This is a genomic window from Caballeronia sp. SEWSISQ10-4 2 (assembly GCF_030464885.1).
GTDB lineage: Bacteria > Pseudomonadota > Gammaproteobacteria > Burkholderiales > Burkholderiaceae > Caballeronia.
On the sequence record NZ_JALPRJ010000013.1, the window covers coordinates 1 to 25,280 of the forward strand.

Annotated in this window: 28 protein-coding genes; 17 read left to right on the top strand and 11 right to left on the bottom strand. The window is 57.9% G+C overall.

The window, feature by feature from the left end:
* Window positions 1-3: 3 nt before the first annotated feature.
* The 4 genes from M0D69_RS11110 to dnaA form a co-directional block, all read right to left on the bottom strand.
* Window positions 4-447: a hypothetical protein gene (locus M0D69_RS11110; RefSeq protein WP_301782078.1), complete on the bottom strand. Its 444-nt coding sequence runs from the start codon at window positions 445-447 to the stop codon at window positions 4-6.
* Between the two features lie 338 nt (window positions 448-785).
* The gene (gyrB, locus tag M0D69_RS11115; protein ID WP_301782079.1) at window positions 786-3,257 is read right to left on the bottom strand and encodes a DNA topoisomerase (ATP-hydrolyzing) subunit B; all 2,472 of its coding nucleotides are present in this window, start codon (window positions 3,255-3,257) and stop codon (window positions 786-788) included.
* 147 nt (window positions 3,258-3,404) lie between these two features.
* Entirely contained in the window at window positions 3,405-4,508 is a 1,104-nt protein-coding gene (gene dnaN, locus M0D69_RS11120; protein WP_047895260.1) for a DNA polymerase III subunit beta, read from the bottom strand.
* A 397-nt stretch (window positions 4,509-4,905) separates the two neighbouring features.
* Window positions 4,906-6,498, bottom strand: coding sequence for a chromosomal replication initiator protein DnaA (dnaA, locus tag M0D69_RS11125; protein WP_301782080.1), 1,593 nt, complete (start codon window positions 6,496-6,498; stop codon window positions 4,906-4,908).
* Window positions 6,499-6,917: 419 nt separating this feature from the next.
* On the opposite strand from dnaA, the gene rpmH reads away from it, so the two are divergent.
* The 7 genes from rpmH (at window position 6,918) to M0D69_RS11155 (ending at window position 11,637) form a co-directional block, all read left to right on the top strand.
* Complete coding sequence (gene rpmH, locus M0D69_RS11130; protein ID WP_006998755.1) at window positions 6,918-7,052, top strand: 50S ribosomal protein L34; 135 nt, start codon at window positions 6,918-6,920, stop codon at window positions 7,050-7,052.
* 53 nt (window positions 7,053-7,105) lie between these two features.
* On the top strand, window positions 7,106-7,588 hold the full coding sequence (rnpA, locus tag M0D69_RS11135; protein ID WP_301782081.1) for a ribonuclease P protein component: 483 nt from the start codon (window positions 7,106-7,108) through the stop codon (window positions 7,586-7,588).
* Window positions 7,589-7,641: 53 nt separating this feature from the next.
* The gene (gene yidD, locus M0D69_RS11140; RefSeq protein ID WP_301782082.1) at window positions 7,642-8,040 is read left to right on the top strand and encodes a membrane protein insertion efficiency factor YidD; all 399 of its coding nucleotides are present in this window, start codon (window positions 7,642-7,644) and stop codon (window positions 8,038-8,040) included.
* An 8-nt stretch (window positions 8,041-8,048) separates the two neighbouring features.
* On the top strand, window positions 8,049-9,725 hold the full coding sequence (gene yidC / locus M0D69_RS11145) for a membrane protein insertase YidC (RefSeq protein WP_301782083.1): 1,677 nt from the start codon (window positions 8,049-8,051) through the stop codon (window positions 9,723-9,725).
* A gap of 378 nt (window positions 9,726-10,103) precedes the next feature.
* Window positions 10,104-10,484 carry a nucleotidyl transferase AbiEii/AbiGii toxin family protein gene (locus M0D69_RS43720; RefSeq protein WP_367619701.1) on the top strand — a complete coding sequence of 127 codons (381 nt, stop codon included), beginning with the start codon at window positions 10,104-10,106 and terminating at the stop codon, window positions 10,482-10,484.
* On the top strand, window positions 10,472-10,831 hold the full coding sequence (locus M0D69_RS11150) for a hypothetical protein (RefSeq protein WP_301782084.1): 360 nt from the start codon (window positions 10,472-10,474) through the stop codon (window positions 10,829-10,831). The genes M0D69_RS43720 and M0D69_RS11150 overlap by 13 nt, the downstream gene beginning before the upstream one ends.
* Entirely contained in the window at window positions 10,828-11,637 is an 810-nt protein-coding gene (locus tag M0D69_RS11155; RefSeq protein WP_301782085.1) for a hypothetical protein, read from the top strand. Before M0D69_RS11150 ends, M0D69_RS11155 begins: the two co-directional genes overlap by 4 nt.
* A gap of 157 nt (window positions 11,638-11,794) precedes the next feature.
* On the opposite strand, the gene M0D69_RS11160 is transcribed toward M0D69_RS11155, so the two are convergent.
* Entirely contained in the window at window positions 11,795-12,214 is a 420-nt protein-coding gene (locus tag M0D69_RS11160; RefSeq protein WP_301782086.1) for a transcriptional regulator, read from the bottom strand.
* 315 nt (window positions 12,215-12,529) lie between these two features.
* On the opposite strand from M0D69_RS11160, the gene mnmE reads away from it, so the two are divergent.
* From mnmE to M0D69_RS11175, 3 genes are all read left to right on the top strand, one after another.
* On the top strand, window positions 12,530-13,918 hold the full coding sequence (gene mnmE, locus M0D69_RS11165) for a tRNA uridine-5-carboxymethylaminomethyl(34) synthesis GTPase MnmE (protein WP_301782087.1): 1,389 nt from the start codon (window positions 12,530-12,532) through the stop codon (window positions 13,916-13,918).
* A 167-nt stretch (window positions 13,919-14,085) separates the two neighbouring features.
* Window positions 14,086-15,321, top strand: a complete 1,236-nt coding sequence (locus M0D69_RS11170; protein ID WP_301782088.1) for a tyrosine-type recombinase/integrase — start codon at window positions 14,086-14,088, stop codon at window positions 15,319-15,321.
* Between the two features lie 100 nt (window positions 15,322-15,421).
* Window positions 15,422-15,703 carry a hypothetical protein gene (locus M0D69_RS11175; protein WP_301782089.1) on the top strand — a complete coding sequence of 94 codons (282 nt, stop codon included), beginning with the start codon at window positions 15,422-15,424 and terminating at the stop codon, window positions 15,701-15,703.
* Window positions 15,704-15,707: 4 nt separating this feature from the next.
* Here the strand turns inward: M0D69_RS11175 and M0D69_RS11180 are convergent, their stop codons facing one another.
* The gene (locus M0D69_RS11180; RefSeq protein WP_301782090.1) at window positions 15,708-16,103 is read right to left on the bottom strand and encodes a transposase DNA-binding-containing protein; all 396 of its coding nucleotides are present in this window, start codon (window positions 16,101-16,103) and stop codon (window positions 15,708-15,710) included.
* Between the two features lie 187 nt (window positions 16,104-16,290).
* Here M0D69_RS11180 and M0D69_RS11185 point away from each other — a divergent pair, with 187 nt between their 5' ends.
* From M0D69_RS11185 to M0D69_RS11195, 3 genes are all read left to right on the top strand, one after another.
* Window positions 16,291-16,476 carry a hypothetical protein gene (locus tag M0D69_RS11185; RefSeq protein WP_301782091.1) on the top strand — a complete coding sequence of 62 codons (186 nt, stop codon included), beginning with the start codon at window positions 16,291-16,293 and terminating at the stop codon, window positions 16,474-16,476.
* A gap of 11 nt (window positions 16,477-16,487) precedes the next feature.
* Window positions 16,488-16,883 carry a single-stranded DNA-binding protein gene (locus M0D69_RS11190; RefSeq protein WP_301782092.1) on the top strand — a complete coding sequence of 132 codons (396 nt, stop codon included), beginning with the start codon at window positions 16,488-16,490 and terminating at the stop codon, window positions 16,881-16,883.
* 78 nt (window positions 16,884-16,961) lie between these two features.
* Window positions 16,962-17,426, top strand: coding sequence for a hypothetical protein (locus tag M0D69_RS11195; protein ID WP_301782093.1), 465 nt, complete (start codon window positions 16,962-16,964; stop codon window positions 17,424-17,426).
* A 448-nt stretch (window positions 17,427-17,874) separates the two neighbouring features.
* Here the strand turns inward: M0D69_RS11195 and M0D69_RS11200 are convergent, their stop codons facing one another.
* The gene (locus M0D69_RS11200) at window positions 17,875-18,288 is read right to left on the bottom strand and encodes a hypothetical protein (RefSeq protein ID WP_301782094.1); all 414 of its coding nucleotides are present in this window, start codon (window positions 18,286-18,288) and stop codon (window positions 17,875-17,877) included.
* Between the two features lie 219 nt (window positions 18,289-18,507).
* Here M0D69_RS11200 and M0D69_RS11205 point away from each other — a divergent pair, with 219 nt between their 5' ends.
* From M0D69_RS11205 to M0D69_RS11220, 4 genes are all read left to right on the top strand, one after another.
* Complete coding sequence (locus M0D69_RS11205) at window positions 18,508-19,047, top strand: hypothetical protein (protein WP_301782095.1); 540 nt, start codon at window positions 18,508-18,510, stop codon at window positions 19,045-19,047.
* Between the two features lie 94 nt (window positions 19,048-19,141).
* Window positions 19,142-19,969, top strand: a complete 828-nt coding sequence (locus tag M0D69_RS11210; RefSeq protein WP_301782096.1) for a hypothetical protein — start codon at window positions 19,142-19,144, stop codon at window positions 19,967-19,969.
* Window positions 19,970-20,298: 329 nt separating this feature from the next.
* Window positions 20,299-20,607 carry a hypothetical protein gene (locus M0D69_RS11215; protein ID WP_301782097.1) on the top strand — a complete coding sequence of 103 codons (309 nt, stop codon included), beginning with the start codon at window positions 20,299-20,301 and terminating at the stop codon, window positions 20,605-20,607.
* Window positions 20,608-20,713: 106 nt separating this feature from the next.
* Window positions 20,714-21,478 (top strand): hypothetical protein, encoded by a 765-nt coding sequence (locus tag M0D69_RS11220; protein WP_301782098.1) that lies wholly within the window; start codon window positions 20,714-20,716, stop codon window positions 21,476-21,478.
* Window positions 21,479-21,537: 59 nt separating this feature from the next.
* Here M0D69_RS11220 and M0D69_RS11225 read toward each other — a convergent pair whose 3' ends face one another.
* The 4 genes from M0D69_RS11225 to M0D69_RS11240 form a co-directional block, all read right to left on the bottom strand.
* A complete protein-coding gene (locus tag M0D69_RS11225; RefSeq protein WP_301782099.1) occupies window positions 21,538-22,335 on the bottom strand; it encodes a restriction endonuclease in 798 nt (265 codons plus the stop codon).
* Between the two features lie 103 nt (window positions 22,336-22,438).
* Window positions 22,439-22,840: a hypothetical protein gene (locus M0D69_RS11230; protein ID WP_301782100.1), complete on the bottom strand. Its 402-nt coding sequence runs from the start codon at window positions 22,838-22,840 to the stop codon at window positions 22,439-22,441.
* A 325-nt stretch (window positions 22,841-23,165) separates the two neighbouring features.
* Entirely contained in the window at window positions 23,166-23,366 is a 201-nt protein-coding gene (locus tag M0D69_RS11235; RefSeq protein WP_301782101.1) for a hypothetical protein, read from the bottom strand.
* A complete protein-coding gene (locus M0D69_RS11240) occupies window positions 23,332-25,011 on the bottom strand; it encodes an anti-phage dCTP deaminase (protein ID WP_301782102.1) in 1,680 nt (559 codons plus the stop codon). Before M0D69_RS11240 ends, M0D69_RS11235 begins: the two co-directional genes overlap by 35 nt.
* Window positions 25,012-25,280: the final 269 nt, after the last annotated feature.

The following is a 25,280-nucleotide window of genomic DNA, read 5'->3' on the forward strand; positions in this document are numbered from 1 at the left end:
AGGCTAAGCATTAAACACACACGGATTCGACCTCAAACTTTGTGACACAGTAAGACTAATGATCTGTAGTTCAAGCCGGATCGTGTTCTCGGCACGGCCGACCGCGCGCCGTTCATCTCGATACTTTGCGAAGTCAACCCCACGCAAGCTGGCAAGAGTTCGATAGGTCAGATCTTTTTCCAACCAGCGGTTGATCCGACAGTTCTCTTGGTACGGATGCCGTTTCTCGGGGAGGATGTCCCGCCGATATCGTTCAAGCGCTTCGCGCAATGTAGTTCGTTCGGATTCTGTACGATCGACGTGAACGCCGGAGTCGATATCGCCTTCGATGCGCCGCGCCCACTGCTGGGCCTGCTGCTTGGTGTCGAAGGTCCGATAGGTCGGCTTGTACCCGCGTCGACGGATCTCGGCGCGCCAGTAGGCGCCACGTTGATTGATATATGCCATTTCAAGTCCCAGATAGATCGTTGAGTGAACGCTTGGTCTGGATTCTCGAGCTCTGGCAGATTTCCGGCAAAGGCGAGTTTTTGCCGCCGTTACACGCCGCCTACAGGCGAAAAAAAAGCACTAGCGCCGATGCGCAAGTGCTTGATTTTCCTACCCAAAGGTAAGTGGTGGGGCGTGACAGATTCGAACTGTCGACCTACGGATTAAGCAGTGCACAAAAACGCAACGACGAGGCCGATTTTCTAACAGCGTAGGTCAGTCGCAGGAACTTTGTCCCGTAGTCGCACAACTGTGGCGCCAGTCGCACTTACTCTGGCGCCCTACGACTACTCAACATCTCAAACGTCAATATTCCCCGCCCTTAGCGCGTTCGATTCAATAAACGCGCGTCGCGGTTCAACGTCATCACCCATCAACGTCGTAAAGATGCCATCGGCCGCAATCGCGTCTTCGATCTGAACGCGCAACAACCGCCGCACGGTCGGATCCATCGTTGTTTCCCACAGCTGCGACGGGTTCATTTCGCCCAAGCCCTTGTACCGCTGCTTCGTCACGTTACGTTCCGCGTCCGCGATCAACCACTTCATCGCGCTCTTGAAGTCGGTAACCGCCATCGACCGCTCGCCGCGCTTGATCAGCGCCCCTGGCCCGATCAAACCCTTGAACGTATTTGCGGTCGTCTGCAATTGCTTGTAATCCGCGGTCAGCTGGAAGTCTTCATCGATCACTGAAACCTTCACGTTCCCGTGATGCCGGCGATTGATATGCAGCGACCGGACTTCGCGCACCGGGTCATAAGCCGGCTCGACCGTCACCTCCGGCTTCAAAGGATCCGCCCGCAAAGCCGCTTGCAAAGCCGCAGCCGATGCCGCCGCCGCTTCCTCGGTCGACAAATCCAGCACAATGCCGTCCATCACCGCTTCAAGCGCGTTGACGTCGTAGAACCGGCTGACGCGATCCACCACCGCTTGCGCGAGCAAATACGCACGCGCCAGTTCACCCAGCGCGTCACCTGTAATCGGCGTAGCACCTTCAGCCGGGATCAGTTCCGAACCCTGCAATGCCAGCTTCAACATATGCTGGTTCAGCTCGTGCGTGTCCTTGAGATACCGCTCGTCCTTCCCCGCCTTGATCTTGTAAAGCGGCGGTTGCGCGATATAGATAAACCCGCGCTCCACGATCTCCGGCATCTGCCGATAAAAGAACGTCAGCAACAGCGTCCGGATGTGCGCACCGTCCACGTCCGCGTCGGTCATGATGATGATGCGGTGGTAGCGCAGCTTGTCGAGGTTGTAATCGTCCTTGCCAAGCCCGGTCCCGAGCGCCGTCACCAGCGTCACGATCTGCTCCGACGAAATCAGCTTGTCGAAGCGTGCGCGCTCCACGTTCAGCACCTTGCCGCGCAACGGCAAAATGGCCTGGAACTTCCGGTCACGTCCTTGCTTCGCCGAGCCACCTGCCGAGTCGCCCTCGACGATATAAATCTCCGACTTCGCCGGATCCTTCTCCTGGCAATCGGCGAGCTTCCCCGGCAAACCAACGCCGTCGAGCACGCCCTTACGCCGCGTCATTTCACGCGCTTTACGAGCGGCATCGCGAGCTCGCGCTGCATCGATAATCTTATTCGTGATGATCTTCGCGTCGTTCGGTGTTTCCTGCAGAAACTCCTCGAGCGCCTTGGCGACCACGTCTTCAACCGGCGCGCGCACTTCCGACGACACCAGCTTGTCCTTCGTCTGCGAGCTAAATTTAGGCTCCGGCACTTTCACTGACAGCACGCACGACAAACCTTCGCGCATGTCGTCGCCGCTCGTCTCGATCTTCGCTTTCTTCGCGATGTCGTGATCGGTGATGTACTTGTTCAGCACCCGCGTCATGGCCGCGCGCAGGCCGGTCAAGTGCGTGCCGCCGTCGCGTTGCGGAATGTTGTTCGTGAAGCACAGCACGCTTTCGTTGTAGCTGTCGTTCCACTGCATGGCCACTTCGACGGTGACGTTGTCCTTCTCGCCAATCGCGTGAAACACGTTCGGATGCAGCACTTGCTTCGCTTTGTTGATGTATTCGACAAAGCCCTTCACGCCGCCGATAAACGCGAAATCGTCTTCCTTGCCGTCACGCTGATCGGTCAGGCGAATTCGCACGCCGTTATTCAGGAACGACAGTTCGCGCATGCGCTTGGCGAGGATGTCGTAGTGGAATTCCACGTTGCCGAAGATGGTGACGTCGGGCATGAAATGCACTTCGGTGCCGCGGTTTTCGGTGTCTCCAACAACGTGCATGGGCGAGTACGTAATGCCGTCTTCGGTCACGAGCTCGCGGTTCTGCACCACGCCACGATGAAACTCCATGAAGTGCTTCTTGCCGTCGCGGCGCACGGTGAGGCGCAGCCATTCGGACAGGCCGTTCACGCACGACACACCCACGCCGTGCAAGCCGCCGGACACCTTGTAGCTGTTCTGGTCGAACTTGCCGCCGGCATGCAACTCGGTCATGACGATTTCGGCGGCGCTGCGCTTCGGATCGTGCTTGTCGTCAAGCTTCAGGCCCGTCGGCACGCCGCGGCCGTTGTCGGTCACGGAGATGGAGTTATCGGCGTGAATGGTGACGTGGATGTCGTTGCAATGGCCGGCGAGTGCTTCGTCGATGGAATTGTCCAGCACTTCGAAAACGAGGTGGTGCAGACCCGTGCCATCCGACGTATCGCCGATATACATACCCGGCCTCTTGCGGACCGCCTCCAGACCTTCGAGGATCTGAATGGAGGATGCGCCATAAGCGTTGTCGGGTTGCGAAATTGGGTTTTCAGTCATGGGTTTTTTTCCGGTTCTGCGTCACTACTGGGTCGCTACTGGGTCACTACGGGGTTGCTGCGCGGTCGCTGCGTGGGACTTTTCGAAACACCTTAAAAATGCCAAAGGGGCAATGCGCCCCTTGGAATATTTTTAGTTTTGGCCGCGTCAGATGCGCATCGGCATCACCACATATTTGAATTCGTCGTTCTCGGGAATCGTGATCAAGGCGCTAGAGCTAGCGTCGCCGAGGCTCACTTGCAGCATGTCGATCTTCAGGTTCGCGAGCACGTCGAGCAGATACGTGACGTTGAAACCGATGTCCACGCTGTCGCCTTGATAGGCAATTTCCAGTTCTTCCTGCGCTTCTTCCTGGTCGGCGTTGGTCGACATGATCTTCAACTGGCCCGGCTCGATCAGGCAGCGCACGCCCTTGAACTTGTCCGATGTCAGGATGGCGGCACGCTGCAGCGAACGCTGCAATTCTTCGCGGCCGATCAGGAACGTGTTCTTGTGCGACTTCGGGATCACGCGCTGGAAGTCGGGGAACTTGCCTTCCACCAGCTTCGACACGAGTTCGACCTGGCCGAACGTGAACTTGACCTGGCTTGCTGCAATGTCGATCACGAGCGCGTCGTCGATATCTTCCAGCAAGCGCTGCAATTCCAGGATCGTCTTGCGCGGGATGATGACTTCCTGGCGCGGGAACGACCCTTCGATTTTCATCGATGAAAACGCCAGCCGGTGACCGTCCGTGGCGACCGCCATCAACTGGTCGCCGTCGACTACGAGCAGCATGCCGTTCAGGTAATAGCGGATGTCCTGCTGCGCCATCGCGAAGTGAACCATGCCGAGCAATTGCCGGAACGTCTTTTGCGGAACCGAGAGGCTCGCGCCGAATTCCGTCGCCTGATTGACGGTCGGGAACTCATCGGCAGCAAGCGTCTGCAGCGCAAAGCGGCTCTTGCCGGAGCGCACGGTCAGCTTCTTGTCGGTGAGATCGAGCGAGACTTCGCCCGGCGGCATGGCGCGCAGGATGTCGAGCAGCTTGCGCGCGGCGACGGTGGTGGCAACCTGATCGCTGCCAGTGCCGAAATCGGCACGGGTGGTGATCTGAAGTTCGAGATCGGTCGAGAGGAACGACACGTCGGCGCCAGTCTTGGTGATCAGCAAATTGGCGAGGATCGGCAACGTATGACGGCGTTCGACGATTCCGCTCACGGTTTGCAGCGGCCTTAGGAGATTATCTCGTTCGGTCTTGACCAGTTGCATAGAGTTCCTTCGTTGATGTGACGGCCGTCCGCCGCGTGTGTCACCACTTTTGCCACCGCTTTTTCAGAAGCGTTTGCCACCGCATTGATGAGCTTCGGACGGTCTCGTGTCACGCGCTTGCGGCGATTGCCACTCGCACGTGCCAGGCTTGCGCCAAAACGCCGCCCAAGGCCGCTGGACGGTCAAACCCGTATTGTGCCTCAAAACCTGAGCGCTCCCTGAAAATGGGGGCAATTTCGTCAATAAACAGGCCCGCTTTTTGACGCTTTTTTCGCGCTTTTCAGCGAAGCCCGTCAACCCGCGGGGACACGGTCCCGATACCGCGTTCTGAGTGCGCTCGCCCGCGGCTCCGCGATGCCGGCAAGCCCGCGCTCAACACGACTTACAGCCTTGTTACCTACCCCTTCAGCGTTTGTTCAAGCACGTGCAGTTCGTGATTCAACTGGGCGTCCGTGCCGCGTTCCGCCGAGATTTTCCGCACGGCATGCAGCACCGTCGTGTGGTCGCGCCCGCCGAACAACTCGCCGATTTCCGGCAGGCTTTTCTGTGTGAGCTCCTTCGCGAGATACATCGCGATCTGACGCGGCCGCGCGATGTTCGCCGGACGCTTCTTGGAATACATGTCGGCGACCTTGATGTTGTAGAAGTCCGCCGCCGTCTTCTGGATGTTTTCCACGGAAATCTGCCGGTTCTGCACCGTCAGCAGATCTTTCAGCGCTTCCTTGGTCAGCTCGATGGAGATCTCGCGCCCGTGGAACCGGGAAAAAGCGAGGATCTTGCGCAACGCGCCTTCGAGTTCACGCACGTTGGAACGCAGATGCTTCGCCACAAAAAACGCCACATCCTCCGACAAACTCACGCCTTCCGATTGCGCCTTGCGCATCAGGATGGCGACGCGCATCTCCAGTTCCGGAGGCTCGATCGCGACTGTCAGGCCGGAGTCGAAACGCGAAATCAGCCGGTCGTCGATACCCGAAATTTCCTTCGGATACGTGTCACTGGTGATGATGACCTGCGCCTTGTTCGCTACCAGCGCCTCGAACGCGTAGAAAAACTCTTCCTGCGTACGCGATTTGCCCGAGAAGAACTGGATATCGTCGATCAGCAGCAGGTCGAGCGAGTGGTAGTAGCGCTTGAAGTCGTCGAAGGCCTTGCGTTGATACGCCTTCACCACGTCCGACACGTATTGCTCCGCGTGGATGTAGCGAATGCGCGCGCCGGCCTTGTCCTGCAGCAACTGGTTGCCGATAGCGTGAATCAGGTGCGTCTTGCCCAGGCCCACGCCGCCGTATAAAAAGAGCGGGTTGTACGAAATGCCAGGGTTATCGGCGACCTGGATCGCGGCTGCGCGGGCCAGCTGATTCGCCTTGCCGGTCACGAAGTTGTCGAAGGTGAGAACGGGATTGAGCTTCGAGCGCTCGTACGCCGAGTCGCTTTCCCCATTCGACGACGCCGTGCCGCCCGGGCGCCATGTCCGGCGCGCAACGGCGGCTTCGTTGGCGTCAAGGCTCGGCAGGTCGAGATCGCCGTTATCGGCCTGGTCGTTGTGTTGCAAGGATTGCGCGTGCTGCGCAGCTTCGGCGGCGAGCGCGTTGATGTGAGCGCTCGCGTTCGCGTGGCCGCCATTGCTTCTTTCAGCGGGTACGGGCAGCGGACGCTGGATTGACGGGGAAGCTGGCGCTCCAGACGGCATGGATGCTGCCGACGGCGCAGCCACTCCGCCCATCGCTTTGCGTGCGGTGGCTTTTGGGTCCAGAACAAATTGGATATCGACAGGCGCGTGCCAGAAATCGCGGGCCAGATCCGCGATACGGCCGGAAAACTGGCTCTTCACCCAGTCGAGCTTGAACCGGTTGGGCGCAGCGATGCGCAGCGTGCTCGCATCGGCATCGAAGTCGACCAAGGCCAGCGGTTTAATCCATGTCACGTACTGCTGCGGCGTAAGTTCGCGCTCCAGCAATGCGGAACAGTGTTGCCAAAAATCGTTCATCGAATGCAGTCGTTAGGGTTTACCGCGAGTCCTGCCGCCGCCCTCGCCGTCACTTGGCGACGAGGCCCGGTGCGCGCGGGCAAGCGTGCCCCGAAGCCTTGTCCAGCCTGGCTTTGCAGGCGGCACAGCGGACCGGGACAACGTGCGGTTACGTCGGATTGAGGGGAGATTCTAACGCCAAATGCAACCTCGGAGCGAGTTATCCACAGGGACGGACCATGTTGCGTATCGAACAATGTTGCCTGTGGACTTCTCGGTAAACCGCTCGTCATGCCTCGTAACCTATTGACGGTCAATAGGAAAACGGTTTAAATAGCGGGTTCCGCAAAACCCGAATTCCTGTACCACCGGCCGGTGCGTCGCCTTTTTACGTCGCTTACGTCTGGCCGGCGGTCCGTTTTTACCCAAGTGAGACCAACATGAAACGCACTTATCAACCTTCCGTCACCCGTCGCAAGCGCACCCACGGCTTTCGCGTCCGCATGAAGACGGCCGGTGGCCGCAAGGTGATCAACGCACGTCGCGCGAAGGGTCGCAAGCGCCTGGCAGTTTAAGGTCGCTTTTGACGGCGCACCCCGGCACTCGCCCAGACGCGTGCGACGGCCAGGTGCGCAGCACGACAAGCTCCGGACAGGAAATCGGTCAGTTGCAAGCACGTGCCGCGTTCCCCAAGGCCGCAAGGCTGCTGAAAACGGATGAATATTCATCCGTTTTTCGTTTGCGCCCTTGGCGCCGGTCTCCGCACTTCGTTCTGTACGGCAAGCCGACAGGCAATGAGGCGCGGCTGGGGCTGGTTATCGGCAAGAAGTTTGCGCCGCGTGCAGTCACGCGTAATCTGATAAAGCGGCTCGCTCGCGAAGCTTTCCGGCTTCGGCGCGCGGAGCTTGGCGGCTGGGACATCTTGCTGCGGCTGCATGCGAAAATTGACCGCAAGGCCATGCCGAGCGCGAAATCGCCGCCGCTGCGCACGTTGTTTCGCGAGGAGATCGACGGCCTGCTCGACCGTGCCGTGCGCGAAGCCGCGCGGCGCATGGGGGAGCCGGGTGCATCGACTATCGTCAACGACCCACCCGCGCCTGCGGGCTCATGAGCCGCTTCAGGCGCACACCGGCTTGGTCCGGCGTCGACCCGAGCGCGAATTCTATGCAGACGGCACGAATTGCAGAAACGGCGTTGATCGCCTTATTACGCTTCTACAAGGTTGCGGTGAGCCCCATGCTCGGCAACCGGTGCCGCTTTTACCCATCGTGTTCTGACTACGCGCGCGAAGCAATCCAGTATCATGGCGCCGCGCGTGGCTCATTCCTCGCAGCAAAACGTCTGTGCCGCTGCCATCCGTTTTCGGCTGGCGGCATCGATCTGGTCCCCGTGCCTCCGTCCGCCGCCGGCTGCGTTCAGCAGGATGGCGCGTCAGCGGCCGACCCAGTCGACGACTCTGCCCCGAGCTCATCGAATTCGCCAGATCCATCTTCGTCGGATCCGGCAAATTCAGTGAGTTCAAACCCCCACGGCGCCAATAACGCGCTCTTCGATCGACACTGAGACAACGCATGGATATCAAACGTACCGTCCTATGGGTCATCTTTTTCATGTCGGCTGTCATGCTGTTCGACAACTGGCAACGTGACCATGGGCGCCCGTCGATGTTCTTCCCGAGCGCCGTCCCGACCAAGACAGTCGGCACCGCTGCACCGGGAACCACGACACCGGGCACGCAAGCCGCCGATTTGCCGGCCACCCCTGGCGTACCCGGCGCACCGGTCGCGCCCGGTTCGAACCCACCCGCGTCTGCCGCCGCCGACCAGCTCGTGAATTTCTCCACGGACGTCTACTCCGGCCAGATCGACACCCGCGGTGGAACGCTGTCGAAGCTGTCGCTCATGAAAGAAGGCGACGGCAAGCAGCCGGATCTGTACATCACGCTCTTCGATCACACCCCGACTCACACGTATCTCGCGCGCACGGGCCTGCTCGGTGGCGATTTCCCGAACCACAACGACGTGTTCACGCTCGTACCGGGCAGCCAGACGTCGATGGGTGACGGCAAGACGCTGTCGATCTCGTTCGAATCGCCGGTCAAGGGTGGCGTGAAGGTCATCAAGACCTACACGTTCACGCGCGGCAGCTACGTGATCAACGTCGATACGAAGGTGCAGAACGTCGGCGCCACGCCGGTCACGCCGCGCCTCTATATGGAGCTCGTGCGCGACAACACACCGGTGGAAACGCCGCGCTTCTCGCACACGTTCATCGGGCCGGCTGTTTATACGGACCAGCATCACTTCCAGAAGATCGATTTCAGCGATATCGACAAGGACAAGGCCACGTTCGCCCCCTCTGCCGATAACGGCTGGATCGCGATGGTGCAGCATTACTTCGCGTCGGCGTGGATTCCGCAGCAGGGCGTGAAGCGCGATATCTACGTGCAGAAGATCGATCCGACGCTGTATCGCGTGGGCGTGCAGCAGCCGTTGCAGACCATCGCGCCGGGACAGACTGTCGACGTGCAAGCGCGGCTCTTCGCCGGTCCTGAGGAAGAGCGGATGCTGGAAGGCGTCGCGCCGGGTCTGGAGCTGGTGAAGGACTACGGCATGGTGACGATCATCGCGAAGCCGCTGTTCTGGCTGCTCGAGAAGATCCATAGCTATGTCGGCAACTGGGGTTGGGCGATTATCCTGCTCACGCTGTTGATCAAGGCTGTGTTCTTCCCGCTGTCGGCGGCAAGCTACAAGTCGATGGCGCGCATGAAGACCATCACGCCGCGCATGACGCAATTGCGTGAACGGTATAAGGGCGATCCGCAGAAGATGAATGCGGAATTGATGGCGCTCTATAAAACCGAGAAGGTGAATCCGTTCGGCGGGTGTTTGCCAGTCGTCGTGCAGATTCCGGTGTTTATCTCGTTGTATTGGGTGTTGCTCTCGTCGGTGGAAATGCGCGGTGCGCCATGGGTCTTGTGGATTCACGACCTGTCCCAGGCCGATCCGTTCTACATTTTGCCGGTGCTGATGGCCGTTTCCATGTTCCTGCAAACGCGGTTGAATCCCACGCCGCCGGATCCGGTTCAGGCCAAGATGATGATGTTCATGCCGCTGGCTTTCTCGGTCATGTTCTTCTTCTTCCCGTCAGGACTGGTGCTGTATTACGTCGTGAATAACGTCCTTTCCATCGCGCAGCAGTATTACATTACGCGGATGATGGGACAGAAGAAGGTTGCTAAGGCTTAGGTTTTTGGTGGTTTAGTTTGAAAACGCCCGGCTTATGCCGGGCGTTTTTGTTTCCGTGACGGCATTATGGCGGAGTTGCCCTTTGAGGCTTTCGCAGCCGTATGCATCGGGCGGTACATGCCGGCGCGAATCGCCGCAGAACGGCAGCGGGTGCGGCTCTCCCTTCGGCAGTTGACCGCGCCCGCTTTTCAACATAGAACGTTAATCATGCATTCGAGTGACTAACGGACTATTCACATAGTTTCGTAGTTGGCATGCTTCGTGATTAGGGTGCTACATGGATGAGGTTGCCTACAGCCGGGAGTTGCTTCAAGCCAAGCTCCTTATCGAGCTCATGAGCCAAGCGATTCAGAACGAGCTTGTGCTCAAAAGGGCGGCTTGGCCATGCGCGCTGTGCTCGGGAGCACCCGGTATACGGCCGACATTGACCTGGACGCGGTGATGCCGGCCTCCGTCAGCCGAATTCAGGGAATCGTTCGCCGCTCCATTGACAGAGTGGTCAAACAGCATGGGCTAATTGAGGACCCTCAGGTTTCCGAGCCCAAGCAGACAGAGACAACCTTACGGTGGAAGATCAATGGCCGCGCGCCGGGAACAGCACGCCCAATTTCCTTGACGGTCGAAGTATCCCGCCGCGAATGGGTTGCACCATTTCGCACGGAACAGCTTGAGTTGAACAAGGAATTCGCTGGGGGTGCGGCGCGAGGACGCGTGCTGACGCTCGACGCGCAGGCCCTGTATGCAAGGTGCTCGCTCTGACGGACCCCAAGCGCGATGCGCCGCGTGACCTCTTCGACTTGAGTGTGTTGCTCGAGACAGAGCTCGAGGCCCCGGCTCAGCTGCTGGCCAGTCAATCTCCGGAGCGGCTCGAGCAGGCGCTCACCGAACTGTGGGCAAAAGTTGAAAGCATGGGCTACGAGCGCTTCAAGACGGACGTAGTGCCGTACCTGCCGCCAGAGACCGCAGCAGCGGTGACAGAAGACGCCTACGAAGAAATGCAGGTCAACGTTGGTACGAACGTTGAACAATGGCTAGAGGATGCGCGCGAACTTCAGAAAGAACAGGGGGTTGAGAACGTCAAGCCGGAACGACCGGGAGCCAAATGATGGATACAGGTTTCAACTACGGACCTGCTCGCACCGAATGGAGATACGAACTCCTGGGACTTCTCGAGTCAAACGAAGCACCTCGCGTCTGCACCACGGAAGCGCTGGCGCAACTGGTGCGTCGCGTACGGCCGCGCGCCAACGCCGATACCGTCCACAATGCTATTGGCGGCCTGATGAAGGCGGGTGCCCTGCAAAAGGTGAGTCGCGGGCTCTACTTGAATCGTCGCAGTCGGCCTGCTGTCGAAGTAGCCGAAGCTGCACAGCACATTCGACAAGGCGCTGTTGTCTCACTCGAATCGGTGCTTGGAGAGTGTGGCTTTCTAAATAACCCGCCAGCTATCGTGACGGCTGTGGTGCCGCAACGCCCGGACTCCGTTCCCCGTGTCGGTTCGGTCAAGACCAGCGGCGGACAGGTCCTTCGGTTCAATGCCCTGCCGCCTCGATTCTTCCCATCCTCCCAAGAGGAGGTGCGCCTACTGCTTCAAGCCGGCCGCCACTGTCCGATGGTTAGACCCGAGGTGGCAGCTTTGCACTGGCTGCATCTGGCTTTGTCGCCCCGCAGCTCGATGCGGATGCCGCCGCAGGATGTGGATTTCAGTGTTTTGGACGCGGAGCTTCTCAAGAACCTCGCATGGCGCTGGGAGCTCTCACGTGCGCTCGAGGATTGGAAGGAGCAGATTGAGCTGGCTGGCGACATTCAAGAGCCCTCTCAGCCAACCGCTCCGGTCTCAGAAGCGCATCGGCAGCGCGGCCTTGCAGCGCGTCAGCGGCTCATGGCAAGGCGAAAACTCAACACTACCTGAGCTCCCAGATGTATGAGCGCTGACACGACGCACCAGTTCGGCTTGATTGCGCCGCGCCGCGAAGAAGCTGTCGAGTTCAGGCGGCGCGCGTAGCCAAGGCCAGTCAAGGGGCAACTCCGTCATAATGGCGTTCCGCGAGCGCGTTTGGATACGCGTGTTAGCGTTTCCCGCCCGCCCCATAAAACTGGTCGACCAGTTCCTCGAGCAAATACCGGTGATGCGGCGAAAGCGCTTCAATCTTCGAAGCCAGTTCGATCGTCTCCTCGGACGCCGGATACTTCTCGTCATGCACGATCGGCTTCGGCGCGTTGTGCGGATTCCCGCTCGGCGGCGGGCCATAATGCAGCCAGTGCTGCTCGACCTTGAACCATTCGGCGAGCGTCGCCAGTTTGTCCGTCGTGGGAATCGAACGCGCGGTCAGCCACTTATGCGTGGTTTGCGCAGACACGGGTTCGCCGTGATATCGCAAATTGAAATGCAAAGCAAGGTCGGTTGCGCCGCGCATTTTCTCGGGCGCGCGCGTCATTGAAAATTTGAGCCGATCCGAAAAATCGGTTTTCTCTTGGGGTGTTGGCATAGGTCGCGATGGTGCGAGGCAAACGCAGCGGCCAAGTCAACCGCCTACGCTAGATATGGCGCAGCTTCCTCATTTTTAGCGTGTTCAGGAAAAAGAACAGGCGAATGCCGCATCGATCGGATAATACGCGTAAACCTCATTGCGACAACATTTGCGCACAATGAAACGATCGGCTCAACAGGCACTCCTACGATTCATCATATCCCACATAAGATAAATTAAGAATCGTCCTATCGCATCGTGCGGCGCAGCGAAACGAAAGCGCCGCGCTACAATGCCGCCACTCGAATTCACCAGCGTTGCGCTCGAAAAACCATGTTCAACAACGACTCCGATCCGATCGTCGCGATTGCCACTGCGCCGGGGCGCGGGGGTATCGGCGTGATCCGGCTGTCGTTCGGGCGGGCGGGCGAAGCGGCGGCGAAACACGCGATGCTCACGCTGTGCGGCCAGTTGCTCGATGCGCGGCATGCGAGCTACGTGCCGTTCATCGATGCACGCGGTGAAGCGCTCGATCGCGGTATCGCGATGTATTTCCCCGCGCCGAATTCCTACACCGGCGAACACGTGCTCGAGTTGCAGGGACACGGTGGCCCGATCGTGCTGCAACTGCTGTTACAGCGTGCGATCGATACCGGTCGTGAATTCGGTTTGCGGCTGGCCGAACCGGGCGAATTCACGCGTCGCGCCTTCCTGAACGACAAGCTCGATCTGGCTCAGGCCGAAGCCGTCGCCGACTTGATCGAGGCCAGCACGGAAGCAGCGGCGCGCTCAGCGGGCCGCTCACTCGATGGCGCTTTTTCGCGCGAAATCCACGCGCTCGTCGAGGACGTGATCACGTTGCGCATGCTGGTTGAAGCGACGCTCGATTTCCCCGAAGAAGAGATCGATTTCCTGGAGGCCGCCGATGCCCGCGGCAAGCTCACGCGCATCCGCGCACGGCTGGACAAAGTGCTAGCCGATGCCCGTCAGGGCGCGCTATTGCGCGAGGGCCTGTCGGTCGTGCTCGCGGGGCAGCCGAACGTGGGCAAATCGTCGTTGCTAAACGCGCTGGCCGGCGCGGAACTCGCTATCGTCACGCCGATCGCCGGCACCACGCGCGACAAGGTTACGCAGACCATTCAGATCGAAGGTATTCCGCTACATGTCATCGATACCGCCGGGCTGCGCGAAACGCAGGATGAGGTGGAGCGGATTGGTATCGAGCGGACGTGGGGTGAAATCGGCCGCGCGGATGTCGTGCTGCATCTGCTCGATGCACGCGAGGCGTTGAGTGCCGACGATGTCGCCATCGCCGCGCGTTTCCCGGCGGGTGTGCCGGTCGTGCGGGTGCTGAACAAGGCGGATCTGGCGGGCGTGGAGGCATCGGCGGAAATGGCCGGCGATGACGTGCGCGAAGTGCGTTTATCGGCGAAAACGGGCGACGGCATCGCGTTGTTGCGTAGCGAGTTGCTGCAGATTGCCGGCTGGCAGGCGGGCGCCGAAAGCATTTACCTGGCGCGCGAGCGGCATTTGATCGCGCTGCGTGCGGCGCGCGAGCACCTTGCAACCGCCGCCGATCACGCGGACCAGAATTCACAGGCACTCGATTTGTTCGCCGAAGAGTTACGGCTCGCGCAGGATCAGTTGAATTCGATCACCGGGGAGTTTAGTTCCGATGATCTTTTGGGCGTGATTTTCAGCCGGTTTTGTATTGGAAAGTAGTGCGGTGCTCAAGGACGTCTACTGATGTCTAACGAATAGCGTAATTCCTTGTGGCACGGGGAACACAGCGTCTAAGGTTGCCCAATCGCGTCTATTAACATCCAGCAAATGAAGGTACACAGTTCGGTACACACAGTCGTTGTGTCCCATTCCTTGCGTACCGATCGATGCCAAAAACCGCCACACCGCTGAATGACACCCGCATCAAAGCCCTGAAACCGAAGGCGGCGCGTTATCGCGTTTCCGACGGCGGCGGCTTAGTGCTGGAGATCATGGCATCGGGGTCGAAGGTGTGGCGCTACCGGTATTCGCTGCATGGTGAGCGTCAGCCGATGGTGACTATCGGCGATTACCCGGCGATAGGATTGCAGGATGCCCGCGAGAAGGCCCGCAAGTATGCAGAGATCGTCGCCAAGGGCGTTTCACCAATCGCAGATGCCAGGAAAGATCGTGGCGCGGTGAAGCGTTTCGATACGCTGAAGGCATTCGGCGACGAATGGTACACAGCTCAGGTTGAGCCGATGTCGACTGAGTACCAACGAACGATCAAGCGCGCGCTCGAAAAGGATGTGTACCCGGCGATCGGCAATAAATCGCTACCCGACGTCACCCCGGGCGACGTTCTCGCCATTTGTGATCGCATTAAGGCCCGCGGCGCCCCAAAAATGGCGCTGTCGACGCGAAACGTTATTAAGCGCCTGTTCGAATACGCAATCGCACGCCAGCTTGCTACCAGCAACCCGGCTCACGCCGTGGTCGCCCGCTTTATAGCCACCCAAGACAGCCGCACCCGCGTGCTCGCGCCTGACGAGATCGGCGTGGTGCTTCGCGCCGTCTATGCGTCGGACATCCGGCGGCCACTGAAGCTCGCCCTTCACTTGCTAGTGCTCACCATGGTGCGCAAAGCCGAGCTGACGGAAGCGACGTGGGCCGAATTCGATCTTGACGCAGGTGTGTGGAAAATTTCCGCCGGCCGCATGAAGAAGGAAAAGGAGCACTGGGTTTATCTGTCGACCCAAGCGGTTTCCATGTTGCGCGAGTTGCACGAATTGACCGGCGGCGGCGATTACCTCTTTCCCTCCTCGCGCGGTGCCGGTGACCGGCCAATTTCGAAGAGCACATTGAACCAGGCCGTCCGCGCGCTCGCTATCGACGTTCAGCATTTCGTTCAGCACGACTTCCGCCGCACCGCATCGACGCATTTGCACGAGATGGGAATGTCGTCCGACGCGATCGAGAAAGCGCTCGCCCATACGATCAAGGGCATCAAGGGCGTTTACAACCGGGCGGAATATGCCGACGAGCGCATAAAAATCCTTCAGCTCTGGTCCGATTTCGTGGAATCGCAGATCGAGGGAAAGCGCAAAGTCGTGCTGGGGAATTTTGGCAAGACGGCGGCATAGATTGCATGACCGCCGCCTGACGGTATCAGGCAGAGCGGTGCCGGAAGGTGTTACAGCACCGACCGGCACCTAACCACGTAGACCTGGAAAGGAGGCCGCGATGGCTGAGCAAGAGTGTAATTCGAGTAAAGCATCGAGCACAGAAGAAGTTGCCGCAAGTGTGGCGAACAGGATGGAAGCGATCGTCCTGTCGTGCTGCGCGATGGACAACTTGTGCGTACAAGATATCGCACTCGGGAAGAGTGACGAGTCGATGCTGGTAATCATGAGAGATTTTCTAAGATCCACCGCCCGGGATGCGGAGAACTGTGCACCAGCAGTTGCGCTCTCCGGCGGAGTAAGCAAGATCGGTTATTTCGCGGATCACTTCGGCGAGATCTGACCGATCAAAGAGCGGCGATCAAGGTGTTCGAGCACCGAGACCGCCTGACCACAACGCGGCCGCCGGTACCATAGCCCAGTCCCTCAGTCGCGTGCAGATGCGACAGATTAAATTCGGTCGTGTCCTGGATCGCCAGCACCACAGGTACCTGCCTCATGCGATCCAGCGTTTGCGCAATGTGCGGCGCCAAAATGCCGTCGGTATCGATCTGTGTATTGTCAAAGAACCGGTACGCGGCCTTCAACTCGGCGGGCTTGAGCGACTGTGGAAACGACCCTTGCGGACTGCAGGCAAGCCGGCGCGCCAACGCAACCAGGCGCTGCGCCAGACGCGCGTCGCCCAGATTCGCCTCGCCGAACTCAGTGCTTGCCCAGTCGTCCGTGTCGTTCTCGTCGACCAATCTCGAATGCCGCTGCAAACAGGATGGGCCGAAGTTAACATCGGTTCCGCCCGTTTACAAGCGAAAACACACACCGCCCCCTGCAGACTTGTGGGTAATCCTGAGCCCTTTAGGGGGTGTGCAGCTTGTGCGTGTGCGTGAAAAAGGCCGCGTCAGGAGTGATTGCGAGCAATTCATGGAGGGATTTATGCCGAATGAAAACGTCTTCCGAGTCGGTGATCTCCGGCGAGCGTTAAACGGGATTTCCGATGATGCAATTGTCATGGTGCGGATTGATCACGACAGCGGCTTCACCCCTGGCAACGAAGGATATGAACCGGCATGGGGCGATGTCTTCCATTGCCCCGACGACAACAGTTTGAATATCGAGTGACGGAGGAATCAATGATTGATGCACTGGTAGGCGGGAAGCTTTTCAAGGTGGCCGAGGAACGGCGTGCGGCATCTGGGAAAACCTTTGTCACGGCGAACGTCCGCGCGGCAGATGGTGAAGGCGAGGGAATGTTTGTGAACGTGGTCGCATTTAGCGATTCGGCGAAGGCCGCCCTTCTCGCGCTAGATGATGGCGACAGCCTGTCGCTTGCTGGAACGCTCAAGATCGCCACGTACGAGGCTCGTGATGGCTCGGTGAAACCGAAGGTCAACATGGTCGCTCACGGCGTCCTGACGGCCTATCACGTGAGCCGCAAGCGCAAGGCGATAGTCGATGCGTCGACGCCAGCCAGGGAAGGCGGCGTGTCGCGCGAGCCGGCGATGGCTGACGACGATTTGTCTTTCTGAGGAATCGATGACCACCACTATCGCGCGCACGCGCGCGAGGGGATGCAACCACCAACCAAAACCAATAAGGAGCATGAGATGACCCTTCCATCCAGCGGTGCTATTTCCATGTCGCAGATAGCCAACGAGGTTGGCCTGTCTCTTCCAGTTTCCATCAATCATCCGTGGCTGCTTTTGCTGGCCGGGAAGGCGGGATTTCCCGTTAGCTTCAGCGATTTCTACGGAAGGACGGGCCGATTCGATGCGAATCTGCTAGGCCAGACTTTTGGCAACGGCGACATTTTCGTTAGATTGGGGAATACGCCGTTTTTTGGCGGCGCTTTATTCGGAATGGACGCCGGGTTTCCAGATAGCGGGCATTCGCAACTCCTCTTTTCAAGTGCGCCGAACTGGCCCGGAAACCTCCTATTCAAAAACAACACGACCGGCGTCGGCGTCGTCTTATCGAAATCCAATTCGACCACCTGGCTAGCAGCGAGTAATCCGGCCAATCTCATCAGAACCGGCATAACCGACAGCTTTACTGTCGTGCCTTCCAATTGACAACAGCGGGTTGGTGCCGCCCACCGGCCTGCCACGCCTTTACTAAAGTAGAGATAAATAGAAAAGCACGCTGCCTGAGAACAGACCAAAAACAGGCGGCGCGCTCTCGCTGGTAACAGCGAAGAAACAGCGAGCGGAATGATTTCCGCCCGCAAAAAGGAGTTTCGCAAACCAATACGCGCAAGGCTGCTACCCGAAAGGGCATGGCTTACAGATGGAATCCAACAAACAATTGGCGTCTGTTGGAAAGCGCAGTCCGATACAAGGCCGGTCGCTCATCCTGAGCTTTTACAGGCCATAAAGGACGGCAGGCATTCCGTTCGCAGCCTTGTAACTGTTTCTGAACACTCCACGCCGCGCGGAGGCAGGCCGGACGGGGTAATGCTGCGGATGGCATCGGGAATTTCTGAACGCTTTTCGCGCCATAAAACCCGCGCGGGAGTGGTGGTCAGCTCTGCTTCTTTCTGCGAAATCCGCGCCACACCCATCCGATGGCCAGGAATAGCGCTCCGACCGTCCCGCTCGCCCAAACTACCGTCGAGAACGCCCTGCTAGCAGCGTCTCCCTTTGCTGTCGTGATTGCATCGTCGCGCTGCTGGGCTTGTTGCTTGACGTACTGGTCTCGGGGTTCGGCAGCGTAATCGCAAGCGTGTTCAAATATCTGAGCCAGCGAATCAGATGCTTCGTGCGGTGATGCCGGCGCGGGTGGCGTCCGGCGGCAACTGTCGTAGTTATCGAGCGTGCCTTTATAGGCGTCGTTCGCTTGCTGCTCCGCATAGCGTATATTGTCCACATAGACCAACCCTGCCAACGCGCTAGCCGCCACCGTCAGTACCGCCCAAATACGAGTCCAGCCGCCCATGTTGGTCCCCTTCGCGCCATTCGTGTTTTATGCGGATGGTAACGGATGGCGGACGGCTTGAGTCGATAGCGTAGGCGACCTCTCCGACGTTAGAGAAGAGTCATGTAGGGGGCTAGTGCCCTCCGACTTACCGAGACTTCAGAATTCCAGCGAAAAAGCCGATATTGAAGGCTTAGAAGAACGCCGGAACACATGTTAAGCCGGTCGAGACGCCGGCAAATGCTGCGGGGTGATGCGATGCTGAGAATGTCGTGTATGGTCTTTGCGGCTGCACTTGCGTTGCCGCTTACGTCCGAGTCGGCGCCGATTGGCGATTGGATTACTGGCGCGACCGATGATGGACAACTCTTCGCGGGTTCGGTAAACGATAGCGGCGGAACGCTGATGAAAGCGTGCAGACCGTCAGAAGGAGTGTGTTACTGGTATCTCGTGACAGGGACAAGCTGTGAGAAGGGGGTAACCTCGCCAGCCCTGTTTTCTACATCCCTCGGTGCCATTCCTTTTCAGCTCACGTGCGACACGTCGATTACGCAAACTGGCCGGACCATGTTCCGCGCACAAATCGGTGACCCGGACGCGATGGATTCGCTGCTTGACTCCACTATGCCTCTCGGGATAGCCGTCGCTCTTCAGGATGGCAGGTTCGCCGTCTACCGCTTTTCCATGTCGGGAGCCAAGCAGGCAGTTTCAATCTTGATGCAGGGCGCGACCAAGCTTAACAATTCGCATCAGCAAGGCACTCGCGATTCTTCTCTCTAGTCCCTGACAGCGAAGAGTCATATAGCCGACCGCTGAACCGTTTACCGATAACATGACCCATATAGGCTGCAGCGCCCCAGCGGAGAGGAAAATCATGGTGATCACCACAGCAATTGTGGCAGCCGGCGCAGATTTCGCGCTAGACAAGGCGAAGGATGCACTGTTTGATTGGGTCAGAGACAAGGCAATCGGACGGTGGAGCGAGCATCGAGCTCGGCAATTCTTCGATGCTTTCATCGATGAGGTCCGCAAAGAAGATGACGTTCTAACCACGTCCGCGGAGCTGAACGATATGCTTCAGTCAATCGCAAATAATGACGAACAGACAAGCGCTATATTCGACGCGTACCGCCGGGTGGCGCTTTCAGCAAGCAAGGACATCGGCCCGATGGTGATCGGCCTTCTCACCGCTCGCATCGTACTTGAGGGTCGCGCCGCGGACGAGATTGAAGAGATGGTCTTTGAGGGCGCCGAAGTGCTGAACGATCGCGACTTCACGTCGTTGCTGGCGTGGATGCAGAGTTTTGTCCACGACGACAGCAGCTATGGCAGCGAACTGGCCCAGCAACGAGCAGCAGGAATGCCACTTACATCGATTCCTGTGTTGGTCAAGGGTGGTTATCAGCCTCCCGTCACGATCACCCAGACAGGAAGAGCGCCGACGATTTCGTATCAGCCGAGGGTGCCGATGATCAATGATGAAAGCCCGTTGAATCTTTTCAACGAGATCGGTCCATTTGCTCTGAAACTCAGGAATATCGGACTCCTGGAAGAATCGAGCTCTCCGCGCGGTCATCCGCGAAATCCGGACGGCACGCTCTACTATGTCCGCGTGAGTCCGGCTTGCGAACAGTTATACGACCTTGTGGTGCGAGCCAGCGAAGCAGCCGCAATCAAGCGCGGTCCGGGGCAAGATCAGTAAGTCGGTTGCAACGGAGGCCGCGCCGACTCTGAGCTCGAAATGCTGCGTTTCGCGCTCGTCCCTATGCTGATCGGAAGCAGGTCGGTACTATGCGCAGGTCCTTTGCAACATGCTCACTCTCGGCTCAATGCGCCCCGCTGTTCGTCAGCCGGTTTTTCTGCTCAAGTTTGGTAGGGGGAAGCCGATAGGACGGACATGATCGCCGATTTGCGAACGATAAATACAACGGCACGACAATGAGAAACCCCCTAGCAACGCTTGCATTGGTCACTTCGCTCAGTGGCTGCGCGACCTACAGCTTAGACCTCCTTCCCCGTGGGCCTGGCGCAATGGCGCACGGAACGGCTAAGCAGATCGATAAGAGCGTTACGGTGACGATAGGCGATCAGACTTACCAAGGTCACTACGCGTATATGCAGGGCGGCAGCTTCACTCTCGCCACCGGTTTTTCCGGAGGGCAGAACGCGACTGCCACCGGCATGGGGGTAACCGCAGTCGGCAATGGAAACGTACTGGCGCAATCAGCGGACGGCCGCAACCTGCGCTGTGTCTTTTCGTTCAGCGGTTGGAGCCAGCAAGGAACGGGGGGGTGCCTGACCGATAGCGGATCGTTATACGACCTTCAGATAACGCGCTGACCTAATTATGGACGTTGGGGCACATCTACCCTGTGTTGTTCCTCAAGGTTGCATGCGTTGCGATTTCAAACTCCCACAATACAACTCACAAGCTTAAACACGAACCATGCCCGACATCGACATCGCAGATCTCCATCAGAAAGAACTGCTTTACGCTATGGAACGAGCGGAGCGAGAATATAAAAGCTTCTGCGACACCTGGGACGGAATCGACCGAAAAGCGCAGATCACAACCACAATCGCCGGCGCCTTCCTCGCAGCCCTCTTTACTTTCATTCCCAGATTCGACAAGCACGCAGACGTCCTCTTGATTGTCCTCGTCCTCACGGTTATGGCTGTGCTGTTAGTAAGCATAGCGGCGTCATTGTGGGCGCTGTCGGCTCGATCGAGCACGCTCCCGCCCTGCGCTTCGGACTTCTTACCTAAATTACTGACGCGGATCGAGTCGGAAAGCGACATGGCGCAGTTCAAAGAAAAACAACTTGCCATGTATCAGGAATGGGCGGGGGAGTGGCTCGAAGCTAACGCTTCTGTGGATCTCGCGAATCACTCCAAGTCGCGGCCCCTTTGGATGGGCCAAGTCGCACTATTTGTTGCGGCCGTCATGACGGTGTTCATAGGTGCAGTGATGTTGGTTTCTGCGACGAGGGCCGACGCACAACAGACTGGCTCGGAAATATCAGACGGTAAGGCGGACGCGCCCAAAGTTCAGGAATGTCCAGCAATACAAGCCCCGAGCGCGCTGCCCGCTATAACCATAGAGAATTACCTTTCATCGGACGCGGGTGCGTGCTGTCAAGCGTCCACGAAGGCGCACCAAATTAAGCCAAAGCCTCAAACGCCTAAGAATTTGGGATGTCAGCCGGAATGATTATCCTGGGGAAAACGGCTTCTTAAAGACGCCAAACACATCACCGAGTGTGAGGCTATCTAATCAAAGCACGACATGCCGATTTCATAGTACTTTTCGTAGTCTCGCGCCGCAAAAGCGGAGCGTTGGGCGATCTTGAGTTCGCCGAGAAACCGCGGAGCGTCCAATAATTCGATCGGCATGCCACGCGCAGTTGCTAACTCGCTGACCCTGACGCCTCCCCGTTGATAGCGTGAGGTCGTCACAAAAACACCCTTGGTATATCCGCCAATGAGGAGAGCTCCGGCCAAGGAACGTATCTGCTCAGCATTTATCGCATTCTTGTAGCGTTTCACTTGGACACCGATAGTTTCATCCCCTCGTTCGAGAATTACATCGATGCCGCCGTCGCCAGAATAGCTGGTCACTCGCGCGTGAAAACCGCAGTCGCGAAAGACGCTAGCGACGGTCTCCTCAAAAAGACGCGGATGAAGCTCGAAGCGCTTTTCGTATCGGATGGTCAGATAGTCGCGGATATCTTGTAACGGTTGCTCGACGTCAGTGAGATCCAGCTCCTTGAGACTGCCGGCCGCGCCGGTGGTCATGCTGAAACGATGGACGCCGTCGTCGAGAATGTCTGATGAGTCGGGGTCGTAATGAATCGTTGGCTCAAGGTCTTGCTGCTCGACAAGTACAGTCCACCATCCGCAGCCTGCACAGACGGCCGGGGTAACTCCCACCTCGGAGTTAAATGCTTCGAAATCTTTGTAGCGCGGCGGCAAAGCTTGCAAAGTACTTCGACAGAAGAAACATGTCGAGCAATGAGCGATTGCGCCAGCTAGCTCCCACGAAACGTGGCTGTAGTCCCAAATAGACATTCCTGTCCTTTAACTCGATAACAACCCGGCCGGGAATCCATCGGATCGCCCGCACTGTAAATGTCACGAATGCACTTTGGTACTGCCGCCGTCAAACCGCGCGTCACTTTGCGATTACCATCGATGCAGCCATCAAAGAATTGATCAGCACGTCGCCATAGCCCCAGACAAGCGTTCCAAGGACGGTAAGGAATATGGAAATTCGGAATCCATAGGAGTGAAATAGCCGGTATTTCCGCCTCAACGCCTCAAACGGTGCACTCGTGAAGGTGCCGGGCGTTAGCAGGGCTCCTAGGAGGTTGGCTTTATTTTGCGCGAGGAAGGCAAAGACGGTGATCGGCGCGCCAGCCCGCTGCCACCACGAGCCCAATGCTTCGTTGGGCGGTCGGAGAGATCCGAAAAGCGGTAGCAAGGTCGAAAAGATCGCAGCCAACGTAAATGCCACCATGAGCGCGATTGCTCGCTTTACCCTTCGCTCATGGTCGATTAAATAGTCTTCGCTCATAACGCTCGTTGGTTATTGTGAGATTCAGCCAATCATCGACGGAGCGAAACTGATCCCGCCATGACATGCTGCGCCCACCCAGGACGGCGCCAGCAATCGCGTGCCAGTGTGCGCACCGCGGCGCAGGCTGTTCCCACTACCGAGTCAGGCTGTCGTAGGCGAAAAAAATCCCGCCGTTTAACGGGCGGGCTAGGGTGCCGACGCTAAGAAAGTCATCGGCCGCCTCGATCGCGGATGTTCACTTCAAAGGCGCCTGTTTCTTAAGCGAGGGAACGAAGTTGACGCCATCCCGAAGTGCAGATCCAAACACAACCCAGATGCGGGCTTACTTAGAAAAATAATTGTCACTGATGGCGCGGTATATCGCCTGATCTTCTGGCGTCGCTTGGAACGAAGAGTTTCCATGATCGCTTGCTTGGCGGTCCGGGCAGGCGATAGGCGCCGCGACGAGAGACGAATGATCATGGCTGACCGCCACAAGCACCGGCAATTCAAGCTGCCGAAGGCGAGTCTGAGTATTGTTCATTCGATTTCTCCTGTTGAATAAGACCTAACAGTGCCAGCTTTTTGCTGGTCACCTCTGCGACCACTACCTCCTCAAGACGGGGTATCGCCTTGAGGCTCACATGGGTCGAGGGGACGGCCTCTAGCCGGCCAATCAAGTTTAGCATGCCGTGCTTCTTTCGAGACCCACCGTCGAATAGATCAATGAAGCGCCTAGGCGCCACTCCATCGAACTGGAGCAGTCTTACTTTGTCACTGGGATCGGAAGATTCTGTAAGGGCGTCTAGGTGAAGACGGGTCGCCAAGCTTTTCCGATAGGGCTCGATGTAGTGAACTTCCGAAATTCCGGCTGCTACGATGTGCCGAGCGCAAGAGTGGCAAGGATAAGTCGTGACGTACAGCTTTCCGCCGATAATACGATCGCCGGCGACTCGGCTTCCACCAAGTAGCGCATGCATTTCTGCATGAACGGCTCTTGAAAACTCAATGAGATCTTTCACCCGCGAATCATCAATGATCCGCTGGACAGCTTTCTGCTTGTTTTCCGCTGTTACAAGGCCAGCATCTACCAAAGAGTCCACTAGCTTCACTGCAATCGTCTGTTTCTCCTGGTCGTTGTGGCAGCGCGCGCCGGTCTGAGCAAAACATCGTTCATCCAAATAAGATGCGGACAGGGGAAGACGCTTCGTATCGAACGGGGGTTTGCCGTACAAGCCGCCACCGCTTCGCGGCACGTCGTTCCATCCTACTGAGAGCAATTCTCCTGCTGCGGTCGTGACTGCAGCGCCCACCTGCCGAGATAGACATGCGGAGTTTCGTCCCGCCGACGCCGCCGCATACATTGCGGTTTCTTCAGGCGACGGGGTGACGATTGACGTACGAAAAATCAAACTAAAGAATCGTCGAAGCTTTTCGACAAGCTGCCCGATGGCTTTGGGCTCGAATGGCTCAGCTACTGGGTAGTCCACGCGAAGGAAATAGTCGCAACGTGGGAACGTGTCGCGCACCGACTGGCCATGGGAGAACTCTTCCCCTGAATCGGTGTCGACCAAGTTTTTTATTTCATGTGAGCTCAACGCGCCTGGGCGTTCCAGATTTTTCTGCCTTACTTCGAGTGGAGAAAATATTCCGATCGCGAACAGCGCGTCACCGTAGACCAACCTCAGCAAATCTAACTCGGCGCTATTCTTAACAGAGTCGATTACGTGGCATATGCGGTGCGTGCGTATTTTGCGGCCACCGCTAGCATTGGCTTCCTCCGCTCGATCCTTGAATTCTCCGAACGCTTTTCGTCTATCCCCGCTCACCTTCGCAATCGCCATTTTCGCTAAGATATCGTTGCCGAATTCTTCGCGCAGTCGATCACCCTGGCTTATCAATGACTGGATCTCGTGGTAGCACGAGGAGCGATCCATCTTTGACGGGTCGGCATTCAAGCGAATCAATTCGCTTAGACGCAGGTCTACCGTACGATAGCCGTAGTCGCTTAGGGCATTCCCTATTTGCTTCGCGGTCTCGTGGATGGGCGAACCAATAGGCCCACAAAGAGCAATCACGAGTTCCGGTGTGAGGCTGGCGGTAGCTTCAGCGGTGGAATCTACCTTCTCATCGGATTGCGGCTTCGTAGTGCTGTTCGCCGATACGGCGTTCGCAGTGGCTCCTGCCATTAAGTGGGCCTCCCTCGTTTTTTTTATAGTCGTGACGGAGATCGTCAACTATTCAGTCGGTTATTTTTGATCGCCCTCCGCAATTTCCTAGGGATATTGCATGTATCGGAAACGCTTCGCAATTATGGTTTAAGGCATTGTGTTGTAGTTGAACACGTTTTTTGGTACACACTAAGGTACACATTTTCACGAATCTGGAAGCGCGCCCTTTCTTGGAAGGGCTTTGCGCCCTACCAGCCGGTTTTGTATTGGTGCGTGATCGTTTGTGA